The sequence below is a fragment of the Cycloclasticus pugetii PS-1 genome (assembly GCF_000384415.1).
Lineage (GTDB): Bacteria > Pseudomonadota > Gammaproteobacteria > Methylococcales > Cycloclasticaceae > Cycloclasticus > Cycloclasticus pugetii.
Genome location: NZ_ARVU01000001.1, coordinates 767360 through 782232, shown reverse-complemented (window position 1 = coordinate 782232; position 14873 = coordinate 767360). Strand labels below are relative to the sequence as shown.

At 41.8% G+C, this 14873-nt stretch carries 17 protein-coding genes; 11 read left to right on the top strand and 6 right to left on the bottom strand.

Annotation, left to right across the window (positions count from 1 at the left end; genetic code table 11):
* Positions 1-24: 24 nt before the first annotated feature.
* A complete protein-coding gene (locus CYCPU_RS0103825; RefSeq protein ID WP_020161975.1) occupies positions 25-1359 on the bottom strand; it encodes a YihY/virulence factor BrkB family protein in 1335 nt (444 codons plus the stop codon).
* Positions 1360-1483: 124 nt separating this feature from the next.
* Here CYCPU_RS0103825 and sufT point away from each other — a divergent pair, with 124 nt between their 5' ends.
* Positions 1484-2032 carry a putative Fe-S cluster assembly protein SufT gene (sufT, locus tag CYCPU_RS0103820; protein WP_015005568.1) on the top strand — a complete coding sequence of 183 codons (549 nt, stop codon included), beginning with the start codon at positions 1484-1486 and terminating at the stop codon, positions 2030-2032.
* A gap of 38 nt (positions 2033-2070) precedes the next feature.
* Entirely contained in the window at positions 2071-2754 is a 684-nt protein-coding gene (locus tag CYCPU_RS0103815; RefSeq protein WP_020932804.1) for a sulfite exporter TauE/SafE family protein, read from the top strand.
* 2 nt (positions 2755-2756) lie between these two features.
* Here CYCPU_RS0103815 and ccoS read toward each other — a convergent pair whose 3' ends face one another.
* Positions 2757-2948 (bottom strand): cbb3-type cytochrome oxidase assembly protein CcoS, encoded by a 192-nt coding sequence (gene ccoS / locus CYCPU_RS0103810; protein ID WP_015005566.1) that lies wholly within the window; start codon positions 2946-2948, stop codon positions 2757-2759.
* A complete protein-coding gene (locus CYCPU_RS0103805) occupies positions 2941-5397 on the bottom strand; it encodes a heavy metal translocating P-type ATPase (protein WP_020161974.1) in 2457 nt (818 codons plus the stop codon). Before CYCPU_RS0103805 ends, ccoS begins: the two co-directional genes overlap by 8 nt.
* A 64-nt stretch (positions 5398-5461) precedes the next feature.
* Between CYCPU_RS0103805 and CYCPU_RS0103800 the strand changes: the two genes are divergently transcribed.
* The 9 genes from CYCPU_RS0103800 to CYCPU_RS0103760 all read left to right on the top strand — a co-directional run bounded on the left by CYCPU_RS0103800 (position 5462) and on the right by CYCPU_RS0103760 (position 12654).
* Complete coding sequence (locus CYCPU_RS0103800; RefSeq protein WP_015005564.1) at positions 5462-6178, top strand: helix-turn-helix domain-containing protein; 717 nt, start codon at positions 5462-5464, stop codon at positions 6176-6178.
* A gap of 155 nt (positions 6179-6333) precedes the next feature.
* Positions 6334-7746 carry a cytochrome-c oxidase, cbb3-type subunit I gene (ccoN, locus tag CYCPU_RS0103795; protein ID WP_020161973.1) on the top strand — a complete coding sequence of 471 codons (1413 nt, stop codon included), beginning with the start codon at positions 6334-6336 and terminating at the stop codon, positions 7744-7746.
* A gap of 15 nt (positions 7747-7761) precedes the next feature.
* Positions 7762-8370, top strand: a complete 609-nt coding sequence (gene ccoO, locus CYCPU_RS0103790; protein WP_016389633.1) for a cytochrome-c oxidase, cbb3-type subunit II — start codon at positions 7762-7764, stop codon at positions 8368-8370.
* 3 nt (positions 8371-8373) lie between these two features.
* A complete protein-coding gene (locus CYCPU_RS0103785; RefSeq protein ID WP_015005561.1) occupies positions 8374-8547 on the top strand; it encodes a cbb3-type cytochrome oxidase subunit 3 in 174 nt (57 codons plus the stop codon).
* The gene (gene ccoP / locus CYCPU_RS0103780; RefSeq protein WP_020161972.1) at positions 8544-9434 is read left to right on the top strand and encodes a cytochrome-c oxidase, cbb3-type subunit III; all 891 of its coding nucleotides are present in this window, start codon (positions 8544-8546) and stop codon (positions 9432-9434) included. The genes CYCPU_RS0103785 and ccoP overlap by 4 nt, the downstream gene beginning before the upstream one ends.
* 7 nt (positions 9435-9441) lie before the next feature.
* Positions 9442-9684: a hypothetical protein gene (locus CYCPU_RS0103775; protein ID WP_015005559.1), complete on the top strand. Its 243-nt coding sequence runs from the start codon at positions 9442-9444 to the stop codon at positions 9682-9684.
* On the top strand, positions 9681-11069 hold the full coding sequence (gene ccoG / locus CYCPU_RS0103770; protein WP_020161971.1) for a cytochrome c oxidase accessory protein CcoG: 1389 nt from the start codon (positions 9681-9683) through the stop codon (positions 11067-11069). Before CYCPU_RS0103775 ends, ccoG begins: the two co-directional genes overlap by 4 nt.
* A complete protein-coding gene (locus CYCPU_RS0103765) occupies positions 11069-11545 on the top strand; it encodes a FixH family protein (RefSeq protein WP_020161970.1) in 477 nt (158 codons plus the stop codon). Before ccoG ends, CYCPU_RS0103765 begins: the two co-directional genes overlap by 1 nt.
* 224 nt (positions 11546-11769) lie before the next feature.
* Positions 11770-12654: a GGDEF domain-containing protein gene (locus tag CYCPU_RS0103760; protein ID WP_020161969.1), complete on the top strand. Its 885-nt coding sequence runs from the start codon at positions 11770-11772 to the stop codon at positions 12652-12654.
* Here CYCPU_RS0103760 and rluB read toward each other — a convergent pair.
* From rluB to CYCPU_RS0103745, 3 genes are read right to left on the bottom strand one after another with little or no spacing between them, the layout of a single operon-like run.
* Positions 12651-13445, bottom strand: coding sequence for a 23S rRNA pseudouridine(2605) synthase RluB (gene rluB, locus CYCPU_RS0103755; protein WP_015005555.1), 795 nt, complete (start codon positions 13443-13445; stop codon positions 12651-12653). The two genes, CYCPU_RS0103760 and rluB, sit on opposite strands and share 4 nt — an antisense overlap.
* Positions 13423-14034 carry an SMC-Scp complex subunit ScpB gene (gene scpB, locus CYCPU_RS0103750; RefSeq protein ID WP_015005554.1) on the bottom strand — a complete coding sequence of 204 codons (612 nt, stop codon included), beginning with the start codon at positions 14032-14034 and terminating at the stop codon, positions 13423-13425. The genes rluB and scpB overlap by 23 nt, the downstream gene beginning before the upstream one ends.
* A 13-nt stretch (positions 14035-14047) precedes the next feature.
* Entirely contained in the window at positions 14048-14860 is an 813-nt protein-coding gene (locus CYCPU_RS0103745) for a segregation and condensation protein A (RefSeq protein WP_020161968.1), read from the bottom strand.
* Positions 14861-14873 lie beyond the last annotated feature (13 nt).

Genomic DNA, 14873 nt, shown 5'->3' with positions numbered 1-14873 from the left:
CTTGCGGGTAACGTCTTTAAAAAGTCACTGCTGCTTACTATCAACAACCAAGTCACGCACTGTTTTATTGCCTAAAGAGGCACTAATGGCCTTATCAATTCCATTAACGAGCTCTAATGATTGGCTTTTTAATGTTAGTACATTAGCCGCCAAGAAGTGGTCTTCTTCTGCACATCGAACCGCTTGTATAACATCGCTTAATAGTAAAACATCCAATGATTTGGCCGGTAAATAAGCAACCGGTGTCTCATTCGTCCCTATCACTAGATGTTGCGCTATCAGTTTTTTAAGAACATAACGAACGACTGTATGTGGTGCAGAGATATCACCGGTTAAATCAGCCATTGTAGGCGGCTTCTCCCCTGCATAATGTTTTTCACCAACCAATTGCATTAACAATAGAGCAATGCGTTCCTTAACCCGATTACTTATTTCAAAACCGCCCCTATCGACCCTGAGAGACGATGGGTTTTGCACATAAAAGGCAAGGTTAGAGCCAAACAGTAAAATTAACCAACTGATATAGAGCCAAATCAACAGCATAATCACTACAGCAAAACTGGAGTAAATAGCTGTGTACTTCGTTGAATTAACAACAAATGTTGCAAATAAAAGGCCTGATGATTCCCATAAAAACCCTGCTACGATTGCCCCGATTAAAGCCGCTGATAGGCGCACACGCGTATTGGGCACAAACATATAGATAAATGTAAAGGCGCCCATCACCATGAGATAAGGCAGCAATTTGGTTGCTAGCACAATCAAACTACCAAAAGGCTCGATGGTCGCAAAATAAGTCACAATAGAGGAACTCATGATGGTAGCGGTTACCCCTATCGCAGAAACCATCATAACTGGGCCAATTAAAATAACACTCAAGTAACTACTAAATCGCTCTCCAATGCTACGGGTCGTTTCAACATGCCAAATCATATTGAATGCATTTTCTATTTTTTGGACTAGCGACAAAACGGTGTAAATTAACAAACCTAAGCCAACCGAGCCGAGCACCCCGACTTTTATATTATCGATAAACCCAATTATATTTTCACCAATTTGGGTGCCTTGCTCACCAAGCGGTGCTAAAAATTGAAATAGGAAAGGCTCAATTTCATTATGCACACCCATTGCTTTTAACACCGAAAAGCTCAACGCCAATAAGGGCACAATGGATAACAGCGTGGTATAAACCAAACTCATCGCCCTTAGGCTTAGCTGCCCTTCCATTAAATCTGTGACAGACACGTATACCACACGTAATATTTTCAATAACAGTAGATGGAATGGTGACAGCCCTGTTTCATCTGGCCAGAGCAACGAGGTGACTTTATCTTGCAAGTTAAATTTATTTTTTTGCACGTATTAGCTCCCAGGCCTTTGTTATTGTCTGTTCTTTTTTTCCCTCAAATATCCTACAGGCTTCGCTTTTCGTAAACAACACAGGTATCATTTACGCAATCTCACTTTTCATTTTATTTTTTTTATGTCAGAACAAGAATCCATCGAACTAAACAGAGACGTTAATGCCATCGTTATCCCTGCGGGGATCCATGTTCGGCTCAAAAAAGGTGATGTCGTTACCATCATGCAGTCACTGGGCGGCTCTTATACCGTATCAAGCGAAACAGGTATTATTGCTCGAATTTCAGCCATTGATGCTGATGTTTTAGGTAAGGAAGTTGAAGTTGTTCATGCTTATGAAACCGGCACAGACCCTGAATCAGTGCGTGAAGCTTGTTGGGCTTTTATGAAAACCGTCTACGACCCTGAAATACCGGTCAATGTCGTTGACCTTGGGCTAATTTATGATTGCACCGTTCGCGCCCTAACTGACGGCTTGAATCATGTACACGTTACAATGACCCTAACCGCACCGGGTTGTGGCATGGGCCCGGTTATTCAAGCTGATATTGAATCGGGTATTAAGCATATGGAAGGGGTTGAGACTGTTGAAGTAGAGGTTGTTTTAGACCCGCCTTGGAATCAAAACATGATGTCTGAAGCTGCAAAACTTCAACTAGGGATGCTTTAGACGCTGCGCTTATCTGCTAAAGCCGTTATTGCTACCCCTTGTTGACACAAAGCACTTACTTTATTGCATTTACCTTTGGTCTATTGGGGTCTACCCATTGTGTTCCAATGTGTGGAGGAATAGTCGGCATATTAAGCCAACAAACGAATTCATCTAGTTATCAAACTGTTACAAAAACACTGTCCTATAATGCTGGGCGTATTCTTAGTTATAGTTTTATTGGTTTTTTAGCTGGTAGCATCAGCCACGTTGCTCTTTCGCCAATGGATACAGCCGCGTTGATGTTGTTTTCAAAGTACTTAACGTCTATTTTTATGCTTGCCTTCGGTTTTTACCTCTTAGGCTGGCTAAATTTTCTCAGTTACTTAGAGCGTTTTGGCCAACGCTTATGGAAACGCCTGTCGCCACTTAGTCGTCAACTATTACCCATCCAACATAAACGTGATGCGTTTCTCCTCGGTATTATCTGGGGCTGGCTGCCATGTGGACTGGTCTATTCTGCACTGGCATGGAGTCTTGCCAGCGCGCACCCTCTAAATGGCGCCTTAATTATGTTAAGTTTTGGCCTAGGCACCTTACCGATGTTAATGACCATGGGAATAGCGTCAGAAAAACTAACCCAATTTACACGCTCACTACTTATTCGACGCAGTGTTGGTGGCTTAATTATTATTTTTGCGGTGTTTAAATTAATTAACCCCATGGGTATGTCTATGCAGTAACGTTATTTGTCTGTTTTATTGTCAGCCTTGTTGTCATCAGCACCTAATTCTTCATTCTCTTCTTCATACAAAATACTGTGGCCCGGCCCCTCTAAATCATCAAACTGCCCAGACCGCACCGCCCATAAAAAAATAGCGGCTATTAGCACCAGCAAAACAACCGATACGGGAATTAAAAAATACAAGCTATCCAACGTGTAACCTCGATATTTTTTTGCTCTTACTGGCTGCTGGGAGCACAAAGCGCAAGAGAAAAGAGTTTAAAACAACCACCAAGGAACTAATCGACATGCCGAGTGCTGCTTGCCAAGGCTCTACATGCCCTGCCATTGCTAATGGTAAAGCACCAATGTTATATACCAGTGCCCAAGCCATATTTTGCTTAATAATTGCCTTGGTCTTTTTTGATAGCTTAAAGACGTGTTGAAGGTTTTGCATATCATTATTCATTAACAAGATATCCGATGATGCACGTGCCAATTGACTTGCACCAGAAACAGAAATAGAAACATCCGCCTTAGCCAAAATGGGCGCATCATTAACACCATCACCCACCATAGCCACTTGCTCGCCGCCCCTTTGCATGCGGTCGATTTCTTTTAGTTTATCACTCGGTGTGGCATCCGATTTAAAATCCTCAATAGCTACTTTTTTCGCTAACCATGCAACGGGACTGAGTTTATCACCACTTAATAAGCTCACTTTTTTTCCATCGCTTTTTAACCAATTAACAGCTGAAGAAGCCCCCTGCCTTATATCATCATGTATTTCAAAAACAGCGAGGCATTGCACATCATCAGCCAAATACACCTGTGTTACATTTGAATTATGAGTCTCAAACATTAACCCAGATGACTGCTTAATATATTGCTGAGATCCAATATAATAGGTTTTACCCTCTATCGAGCCTTTTAAACCGGCGCCATTGGTTTGCTCTATTGCGCTGGCTGGTTGAGGGTTTACCGTTTTTTCATGTTTAAAAGCACGCGCGATAGGGTGATCTGAAAAGCGCTCTAAACTAATGGCTATATCCATTATGCTTTGCTTATCACGCCCATCAAACACAGTGCAATCAGATACATTCATACTGCCTTCGGTGAGCGTGCCCGTTTTATCAAAAACGACCCGATTAATACTGGCTAATTTTTCTAACGCAGTCCCTTTTGTAATAATAATGCCGTGGTCAAATAACGCACTCATCGCAGCTGTATAAGCAGTTGGCGTCGCAAGGGATAACGCACACGGGCAGGTCACCACTAGGACCGACAAGGCCGTTGAAAACCAATCCACATGACCTTGCCAATAACCAAATATAGCGCTACCCAAGGTGACCAAAATAACCATTAAAACAAATACACTAGCAAAACGGTCTGCTGTTTCGACCCAAGCAGGCTTCTGTGCATGGGCTTGTTCGATTAAACGTGCAATGGTTGATAAGGTACTGTCTTTTCCAACGCAGCTCACCTTTGCTATTAAGGTGTTATCTAAATTATGGCTACCGCCTAATACACTGTCATTGAGGCGTTTACGAATCGGTTCACTTTCACCGGTTAAAATTGACTCATCTACCTGCGATTCACCGTCCACAACAACTGCATCTGCCGGCACCACTTCTCCTGGGTTAATTTGTATGTAATCGCCCAATGCTAACGAATTTGCTGCAACTTTATGGGTAACGTTGTTTTCAGCTATCCGTTTAGCCATCATTGGCACCGCCTGTGTAATACGCTCACTCGAACTCATCGCGTACCAACGGGTGAGAAACTCTACATATCGCGCTAACATAAGAAATAATACAAACATACAAACTGACTCGTAATACGTATCACCTTTACCTTGGTAGGTATTAAAAAGGCTGGCAAAAAAACCCAGGCTTATACCCAATGCAACAGGCACATCCATACCCGGCATTTTATTTTTAATATCTCGACAAGCCGCATATAAAAATGGCTTCGCTGAAAACAATAAGACCGGCAGTGTTAATAAGGCGCTAATCCATTTTAAAAACTGCAACATATTAGGGTCAATTTCACTTGGGTCCGCTACATAGATACCTAATGTGATCATCATCACCTGCATACCACAAAATACAGCCACACCAATTCTACTGAGAAAGTCTTTGCGTTCTTTTTGCAAGTTAAGGAACTGCTTATTCGCATCAAAGGTAACTGCCTGATACCCAATGGCTCTTATCGCCGTTAGTACATCGGCAATATTAACCTCGTGACCGATGGTTTTAAGTAACCCACGCCGAGTCGCATAATTAATCTTAAACGACACCACGCCGCGTAGTTTTTGAACTTGCCGCTCCAATAACCATATACAGGCAGAGCAAGTAATCCCCTCGATGATAAGTGAGGTCTCTATGACTTCTTCGTTAGAGCAATCGGTTTCTAACGATGCAGCCGTATTAAACTCAAGCTCTTCACTTAACGAATCCATTGAAACTGCATAAGCGGTACGTTTTTGGTAATAATCTGCCAAACCATTATTTATAATCGCTTGCGCCACGGCTTCACAGCCTGGACAACACATGGCTCTCCACTGCCCATCAAAATTAATACCCCACTTCGTTGTGCTTGGCACTTCAAGGCCACAGTGAAAGCAAACAACTTCTTTTTCTAATTTAGTGTCAATTGTCATCAGTTAGACAGTGGAATTCATGTTCAAATAAGGTAATATATTCATTTTCAATAGTTTAGATTGAATGAGCGTATCAGCTAAAAATTTATTTCGTGATTTAACTGTATCTTGTAGTAACTGCAGCCTAGGTGATTTATGTATACCTCATGGCTTAGCTCCACAAGATATTGATCGGCTAGATGACTCGGTCAGCCATACAAAACTGTTGCAAGCGGGTGATATTCTTTATCACCAAAACTCTCCTTTTAAGTCGTTATATGCACTCAAATCTGGTTCTGTCAAAATTATCAGCAAAAGTGATGAATCTGATGATGTAATGGGTGTTTATCTTCCCGGCGAAATTATTGGTTTTGATGGTGTCGCTACTGACAGATACCAATGTTCGATTCATGCACTTGAAACCAGCAATATTTGTGAAATAGACCTTGAGAGTTTACAAGAAAACATCCCAAGTATTTTTAAACAATTACTCAAGCATGCTAGCAAATCAATAAATCAAAGCAACAATACAAACGCTACTAGTAAAGTTAGTGCTGAAAAACGTATTGTTTCATTGCTATTAGACTTATCGGATCGCTATCGACTACGGGGCTACTTCTATACCGAATTCAATCTTTTCTTATCGCGTAGTGAAATCGGCAGCTTACTCAACCTCTCACCTGAAACCGTTAGCAGGGGCATACGCAAACTTGAACGTGACAACCTCATCACGCTTGAAAATAGACGCCGGATTAAAATCAATAACCTGGAAGGCCTGAAAAACATACTGACGGCTATCTAATTTATCACAAAAAACAAAGCATTTAGCCCGAGCTAAGCCCACAAAATAACTTGATTTAACGAAAAACTGATTCAGATCAGGTTTGCCCCAGCTGACCTTTCTTTGCTGCAATACAGCACCTATACTTTAGCCTCTTAAATGACAGAGGTTCTCGCATGGGTACACTTATCTACAACGATACTGTGGTTCGACAATTTTCGATCATGACCGTTGTTTGGGGTATTGTTGGTATGCTTGTCGGCGTCATCATTGCTGCACAATTAGTTTGGCCTGCTCTTAATTTTGACCTGCCTTGGTTAACCTACAGCCGACTTCGGCCGTTACATACAAATGCCGTTATTTTTGCATTTGGTGGCTCTGGTTTAATGGCCACCTCTTTATATGTGGTGCAACGAACCTGTCAAGTTCGTTTATTTGCTAACGCCTTGGCTAGCTTTGTCTTTTGGGGTTGGACACTGATTATCGTACTGGCTGCGATTACGCTCCCATTAGGCTATACACAAAGCGGTGAATATGCCGAATTAATTTGGCCGATTGATATTCTATTAGCGGTTGTTTGGGTAGCCTATGGCATTGTCTTCTTCGGCACTATCGTGAAGCGAAAAACACCACATATTTATGTAGCTAATTGGTTCTTTGGCGCTTTTATTCTTACTGTCGCTGTTTTGCATATCGTCCGTTCTTTAGCTATCCCTGTAAGCCTTACCGAGTCTTACCCGATCTACGCTGGTGCAACGGATGCCATGGTGCAATGGTGGTATGGGCATAATGCGGTTGGTTTTTTCCTAACCGCTGGCTTTTTAGGCATGATGTATTATTTTGTTCCTAAGCAAGCCGAACGGCCTATCTATTCATACCGTTTGTCTATTGTGCATTTTTGGGCACTTATTTCTATTTATATGTGGGCAGGACCACATCACCTTCATTACACCGCCCTACCTGACTGGATTCAATCCGTAGGTGCGGCCTTTTCGATCGTTTTATTAGCGCCATCATGGGGCGGTATGATCAACGGCATCATGACTTTATCAGGTGCTTGGCAGAAACTTCGCCATGACCCCATTTTAAAGTTTTTAATTGTTTCACTGTCTTTCTATGGCATGTCTACATTTGAAGGACCGATGATGGCAATTAAATCTGTCAATGCTCTATCTCACTATACAGAGTGGACGATCGGGCACGTTCATTCCGGTGCTTTAGGTTGGGTCGCCATGATCACTATAGGTTCTTTGTATTATTTAATCCCAAAGCTATTTGGTAAACAAGATATGTCTAGTATGGCACTTGTTGAAACACATTTTTGGGTCGCTACTATTGGCATTGTTCTTTACGTAGCATCCATGTGGATTGCTGGTGTTATGCAAGGGTTGATGTGGGGCGCAATCAATGATGACGGGACACTCACTTATAGTTTTGTAGAGTCTTTATTGCGTATGCAGCCTTTTTACCTTATTCGCTTTCTGGGTGGCACCATGTTCTTAATTGGCATGCTTATCATGGCTTACAATGTGTACAAAACTATTAAGGGCTCTGAAGCTTCTAATATTCTTGTACCTCAACATGTTTAACTGGAGAGCATCAAGATGAGTCACGAAAAAGTTGAGACTAATATTGGGTTAATGGTTGTTTTAATCGTCCTCGTTATTTCAGTTGGCGGCTTGATTGAAATTGTCCCTTTATTCTTTATGAAGCAAACGACTGAACCTGTGTCTGGGTTACTGCCCTACAATTCTTTACAGTTAGCTGGCCGAGACGTTTATGTACGTGAAGGCTGCTATGGCTGTCATTCACAAATGATTCGCCCATTCCGTGCAGAAACAGAACGTTATGGCCATTACTCATTAGCCGGTGAGTTTACGTACGATAGACCTTTCCAGTGGGGTTCGAAAAGAACCGGGCCAGACTTACAACGTGTTGGCGGTCGCTATAGTGATGATTGGCATCGTTTACACCTCACAAACCCACGCTTAGTAGTGCCCGAATCCAATATGCCCGGTTACCCTTGGCTTAAGGATAACAAGGTCGATGGTGAGCTCATTGCAAAGAAAATGCGCGCCCTTCGCATTCTTAACACGCCGTATACAGACGAAGACATTGCCAATGCAGCTGATTCTGTAAAAGGAAAAACTGAAATGGACGCAATCATTGCCTATTTGCAGGTTCTCGGGACCCACGTCAGCACAAGGAGATAACGTATGTTTGAACTTAATACACTACGCTCTATTTTGACACTAGCGCTATTTGTACTTTTTATTGCCATTTGGATATGGGCATGGAGCAAAGACCGTAAAAAAGAGTTTGAAGAAGCCGCTAATATCCCCTTTCAAGGTGAAGAGATCAGCGCAACTTTACAAGAGGATAAGAAATGAGTGATTTTTGGTCTATCGTTGTAACGGTTGTCATCCTATTAAATATTATTGGCTGCTATCTACTCATTAGATGGGTTGCCAAGCCCAATAAGGGCGAGGCCAAGCAAGGCGAAGCAACAGGCCATGTTTGGGATAGCGACCTAATGGAACTGAACAATCCAATGCCTCGCTGGTGGTTATACCTGTTCTACATCACCATTGTGTGGGGGTTAATCTACCTACTAATGTACCCCGGTTATGGTAATTACCCCGGCTTATTAGCTTGGACATCGGATAAAAAATACTCTGATGAAGTCCAAGCAGCCAATGAGACCTACGGTCCTATTTTCAGTCAATATGCTGAAACACCCATTATTGAGCTAAGTGAAAACAAAGATGCCAATGCAGTCGGCCAACGCTTATTTGTTAATTATTGCGCACAATGTCATGGTTCTGACGCTGCCGGCTCTAGAGGCTTCCCCAACCTCACGGATAATGAGTGGATCTGGGGCGGTCAACCCACTGATATCCAACACACAATAGCTCACGGACGCACCGGCGTTATGCCTGCTTGGGAGTCAGTCCTCAAACCCATACAAATTAGTTATCTTGCAGACTACCTGATGAGCTTAACTGGCAGACAACATAAAGCGACCGATGCTCAACGTGGTAAAAAAGTTTTTGCAAGTTATTGCGCCACCTGCCACCAAGCAGATGCAACCGGCAATCCTTTGCTTGGCGCACCCAACCTTGCTGATAAAATTTGGTTATATGGTGCCTCACGTAACAAAATAATTGAGTCCATTAGTAAAGGCCGTAAAGGCCAAATGCCAGCTCATTTGGAGTTTTTGGGCGAGGACAAAATCCATATTCTCTCTGCTTACGTCTATAGCTTATCTAGCCACTAAATTAAGCATGAATTTAGATACTAAACGGATCATTATTGGAACACTGTGGCCATCTTTTTGGATGGCCTGCGTCCTCAGCGGCATTGTTTTTAGTGCCATTGATCCCATCATTATCGCATCACAGATTGGTTTTGATCATATTTCCTATCTCGCCGCTTACTCCTTAGGCTTTATTTTTTTCTGGCTAGCTTGTGCTTGGAGTGGCTTATTCTCAATCATATTTTCTCGTAGCGTAAACAGAAAAAAATGACGTCTCATAAAAATGACTCTATAGAGTCATCGCTTTTTGAAAAACGAAAAAAACTTTACCCTCGTGAAGTCCATGGCCTATTTGCTAACCTAAGAGTGCTCGGTGTAGTCACCCTTCTTGGTCTTTATTACCTCCTTCCCTGGGTTAATTTTAATGGTCACCAGATTGTACTGTTTGATCTACCAGAGCGTAAATTTTACATTTTTCATTGGATTTTCTGGCCTCAAGACTTTATTTATCTTGCCCTACTTTTAATTTGTGCTGCATTTGCACTATTCCTCTTTACTGCGCTAGCAGGTCGATTATGGTGTGGGTACGCTTGCCCACAAACAGTGTGGACCGAAGTTTTTTTATGGATTGAACGAAAAGTTGAAGGAACTCGCTCTCAGCAAATGAAGCTGGACAAACAAACAAATAGTTTTACGAAATTTCGTATAAAGGCGACCAAACATGCCATTTGGCTGATCTTTTCGTTGTATACCGGCTTCACATTTGTCGGCTTCTTTACACCTATTAGGGATCTAGCACAGGGCATTGCCTCGTTTAACCTAGGTCCATGGGAAACCTTCTGGTTTCTATTTTATAGTTTTGCAACCTATGGCAATGCAGGCTGGTTAAGAGAACAGGTCTGTATGTATATGTGCCCCTATGCTCGCTTTCAAAGCGCCATGCTAGACAAAAACACCTTAGTGATCTCGTATGACGCCCTAAGAGGCGAACCTAGAGGACGGAGAAAAAGAGGCGAGGATTTCAAAGAAAAACAGTTAGGCAGCTGTATAGACTGTAGTTTATGTGTTCAAGTCTGCCCAACAGGAATTGATATTCGTAACGGACTGCAATATGAATGCATTGGCTGTGCCGCCTGCATTGATGTGTGCAACGACGTTATGGATAAAATGAATTACCCACGTGGGCTGATTAAATACACCACCGAGAACCATATGGAAGGCAAGAAAACTAACTTGCTAAGGCCACGAATTGTCATCTACATTCTACTGCTCATCGGTATTTTATCTGGCGTTATCTATTCTATTGAAACACGGGATGCTGTTGAGCTAAATGTCCTAAGAGATCGAAATGCACTATACCGTGAAGATTATGAAGGAACCATCAGTAATACTTACACGATTAAAATCTTAAATATGGATACTGTTGACCACACCTACAGCTTAAAGGTCACCGGTATAGAAGGCATTAAAACCTCTATCAAAGATCCTATCCATGTTAACGCCGGCCAAGTATTAGAAATGCCGTTACAATTATCCGCCGACCCAGATACGCTTCATACAACCTCAATCAACCTGACTTTATCGGTGCAAGCAACAGATGATGCCAGCATTTCAACTGAATCAGAAGGCCGATTTATTGGCCCATTAGAACCTTAATGATGAATACTCTTCGTGAAGACAGCCTCCCTTGGTATAAACAATTTTGGCCCTGGTTTTTAATACTACTTCCGCTAAGCGTCGTTGTTGCCAGCATAATTACCTTTCTCATTGCTCAAGGGAACCCTCCTTCCTTGGTCCAAAGTGATTATTACAAAGAGGGGCTCGCCATAAACGCCAGCAAACAGCTTGAAGAAAAGGCTCTAAGACTTGGTGTCTCAGCAGTTGTCAGTGTTAATAGTACCGCTCTTACCGTCCATTTAAATGCCCCTAAGGTTCAACCGTCACACTTAATCGTTGCGCTACGACATCCCACGCTTGAGCAATATGACCAGACTCTCAATTTGGTTAAAATAGCCAACGGTATCTACCAAACTCCTTTTAAATTACCCAAACAAGGCAAATGGTATATATACATCACTCCACCTAATAACCATTGGAAGATCTCAAGAACGTCTACTTTAACGACGCCATAGCACTGCCAAGCTCGGTTCTTATTACCATATAAGAACCACTAATCCCTACCTGCAAGACGACCCTCAATTAAAAGTCAAAATATTGTCGTTTTAAAATATTACCTTTAAATAAATTATTAACACATTGTTTTATATCGATTTAATTTTTTTGGCACAACTTTCGCTATAAAGTTTTAAAATCAACAATAACGGTTAACCTAGTTACCTGTACAGGCTGAATAACAATGGAATTAAAAAAAACAATAGACAGCAGATCAAACGACACATCAGTCTCGCAAAAACTTAAACAGCAAGACACTATAAATCATCTAATCAGTGCGCTTCAGACCACTATTATTTTAGATGAATTAGTCCCCCTCTTTAGTAATGAATTACTAAAAGCTGTTGACCATAGTGGTGTCATTTTTGAAAACCCTGAACTAGGCATTGTTTTTCAACATGGTTCACGCACCAACCACAGTTGCGAATACAGCCTGACTATTGAAAACAATTCTCTTGGTAAGCTGACATTTATGCGTCGTCAACGGTTTAATGAAAGTGAACTTAACACCATAGAGCAATTTCTTAGTGTTTTGCTCTACCCTTTGAAAAATACCTTGTTATACAGCCAAGCAATTCAATTTGCACATACAGACCCATTAACCGGTGTTTTAAACCGTTCCACATTACGCTCTGTTTTTCAAAAAGAGGTTTCTTTAACCAAGCGCCACCACTCTGACTTATCTTTGATAATGCTAGACCTTGATTTTTTTAAAACAGTAAACGATAGATACGGTCATTGCGCGGGAGACACTGCCCTAAAAGACGTCACACAATGCATTGAAAAGACCCTGCGTGAAAGCGACTATATTTTTAGGCTTGGTGGTGAAGAGTTTGCCATACTACTAAACGATACTGATTTAAAAGGCGCTGAACTCATTGCTGAACGATTACGCACGGCTATTGAATCTTTAAGCATTCTACATGATGACACTCAGTTCCAGCTGACTGCTAGTATGGGTATTACACAATACAAAGAAAACGACTCACTGGGGGTCATAATGAGTCGCTCAGATAACGCATTGTACAAAGCAAAAGATAGCGGTCGAAATAAAGTTGTTTGTGCCTAATCGGCAATTAAATGTTTAAGCGCTTCAATTTCTTTTTTATCTAACATTTGGTGCTGCCCAGCTGGCAGTCCCGGCGGCAAAAACACACTGCCATAGCGAACCCTAATTAAACGGCTCACCTTACAGTCTTGGGATTCCCAGAGCCTTCTAACAACACGGTTACGCCCTTCAGCCACTACCACATGGAACCAACGGTTTATTCCCTCACCACCAGACTCTTGTACATCTTCAAAACGCGCTTTTCCATCTTCTAGTTCCACACCATTTACCAAACGTTCAAGCATGTCATGTGTCACAACCCCCATCACTCTCACTGCATATTCACGATCAATTTGCTTTGATGGGTGCATGAGCTTATTTGCCAAGTCACCATCATTAGTGAACATTAATAAGCCTTGCGTATTTAAGTCGAGCCTACCAATCGCAATCCAACGCCCAACCTTTAGTCGCGGCAGTCGTTTAAATACGCTAGGCCTACCTTCGGGGTCTTTTTTACTGACAATTTCACCCGTGGGTTTGTGATAAACCAACACTTGTGTATTTACATCAAGCTTGCCAGCTAATTTAACTGGCCGCCCTCTAAGTTTAACGATGTCATGCGTGGTAATTTTGTCGCCTAGCTTAGCAACATCACCATTAACATGAATAGAACCGTCTAAAATCCACTTTTCAACTTGCCTTCGTGAGCCAACACCGGCTTGCGCTAATAATTTTTGAATGCGCTCTGGCTGCTGACCCTTTTTTTTATTAGTCGCTTGCTGAGGGTTTTTACGTGGGTTGTTGTTTTTCATCTTGAGTAATATCTTTATTTATTGGGGTATCGTCACCCAGGTTAAGTTGAAGCTCATTGCTCGATAATAAGTCAGCTTCAAGGAGAGTTGCTAACGGTGGCAAATCAGCCAGTGTTTGTAAATTAAAATAATCTAAAAACGCTTTTGTGGTTGCGTAAAGGGCCGGTCTACCCGGCACTTCTTTACGCCCTATTACACGTACCCAGTTTCTGTCTTCTAGCGTACGTATAATATTAGTCCCAACAGCGACACCTCGAATATCTTCTATTTCGCCACGAGTCGCTGGCTGTTGATAAGCAATAATAGCTAATGTTTCCAGTAAGGCACGGCTATATTTTACAGGTTTTTCTTCCCATAATCTTGCTACCCAAGGCGAATACTTTGATTTAACTTGAAAACGGTAGCCGTTGGCCACTTCAACCAACTCCACCGGTTTTGTCGAATATTCATCTTGCAGCTGGTTGACGACCTCTCGAAGCGAATGCTTATCTGGACGATCTTCGAGTGAAAACAAGTTTTGCAATTCCATTATCGACAAGGGTTCACTGGCGGCAAATAAAGATGCCTCAATAATATTCTTTATGTCCATCCTAGTTTCTCAATTATTCTCTAAGCGATTTAACCCATACTTCTGACAACGCCTCACCTTGCACGACCTCAACCAGCTCTTCTTTACAGAGCTCTAAAATAGCTAAAAATGTCACCACAGCGCCTTTTTTCCCTTCTTTTACGGTAAAAAACTGATGAAAAGCTAAAAACGTGCCCTCTGTTTTATCGAGTAGCGTCAAAATATTAGACATCCTTTCTCTAACCGACAATGCTTCGCGCTGAATTTGATGGTGAGTAAATTTTTCAGCACGTTTAAGCACCTGCTGAAACGCTATTAAGAGACTGTTCAAATCAACATCAGGAAGCGGTTTTTCCATTTTATCTACGATCAATTCAGCTGTGGCTAAATAATTGTCGCGATACAATCGTGGCATAGCATCAATATCATCTGCTGCTCGTTTAAACCGTTCATATTCTTGTAGGCGCCTAACCAGTTCTGAACGAGGGTCTTCCTCATCATCTAACTGTTCAACATTCTTTGGCAATAGCATATTAGATTTTATTTCTGCGAGCATTGCCGCCATGACTAAATATTCGGCAGCCAATTCCATACGCAAATTCTGCATCAACGTTATGTATTCAATGTACTGCTGAGTAATTTTCAGAATGGGAATATCAAGAATATCTAAGTTTTGATGCTTAATAAGGTAAAGCAGCAAATCTAAAGGGCCTTCAAATGTTTCTAAAAAAACCTCTAAGGCATCTGGGGGGATGTATAAGTCGTCGGGTAACTCTTTAAATGGTTTCCCATCAACCAAGGCTAACGTTTGCTGAATTGGCACCACATAGTCAGTCTGGTCGTTCATTAATTTAAAAGAT

Coding starts and splice junctions, on each gene's coding strand:
- sufT (WP_015005568.1), top strand. CDS start 1,484: ATGTCAGAACAAGAATCCATCGAACTAAACAGAGACGTTAATGCCATC.
- CYCPU_RS0103805 (WP_020161974.1), bottom strand. CDS start 5,397: ATGACAATTGACACTAAATTAGAAAAAGAAGTTGTTTGCTTTCACTGT.
- CYCPU_RS0103800 (WP_015005564.1), top strand. CDS start 5,462: ATGAGCGTATCAGCTAAAAATTTATTTCGTGATTTAACTGTATCTTGT.
- ccoN (WP_020161973.1), top strand. CDS start 6,334: ATGGGTACACTTATCTACAACGATACTGTGGTTCGACAATTTTCGATC.
- ccoO (WP_016389633.1), top strand. CDS start 7,762: ATGAGTCACGAAAAAGTTGAGACTAATATTGGGTTAATGGTTGTTTTA.
- CYCPU_RS0103785 (WP_015005561.1), top strand. CDS start 8,374: ATGTTTGAACTTAATACACTACGCTCTATTTTGACACTAGCGCTATTT.
- ccoP (WP_020161972.1), top strand. CDS start 8,544: ATGAGTGATTTTTGGTCTATCGTTGTAACGGTTGTCATCCTATTAAAT.
- CYCPU_RS0103775 (WP_015005559.1), top strand. CDS start 9,442: ATGAATTTAGATACTAAACGGATCATTATTGGAACACTGTGGCCATCT.
- ccoG (WP_020161971.1), top strand. CDS start 9,681: ATGACGTCTCATAAAAATGACTCTATAGAGTCATCGCTTTTTGAAAAA.
- CYCPU_RS0103765 (WP_020161970.1), top strand. CDS start 11,069: ATGATGAATACTCTTCGTGAAGACAGCCTCCCTTGGTATAAACAATTT.
- CYCPU_RS0103760 (WP_020161969.1), top strand. CDS start 11,770: ATGGAATTAAAAAAAACAATAGACAGCAGATCAAACGACACATCAGTC.
- rluB (WP_015005555.1), bottom strand. CDS start 13,445: ATGAAAAACAACAACCCACGTAAAAACCCTCAGCAAGCGACTAATAAA.
- scpB (WP_015005554.1), bottom strand. CDS start 14,034: ATGGACATAAAGAATATTATTGAGGCATCTTTATTTGCCGCCAGTGAA.
- CYCPU_RS0103745 (WP_020161968.1), bottom strand. CDS start 14,860: ATGAACGACCAGACTGACTATGTGGTGCCAATTCAGCAAACGTTAGCC.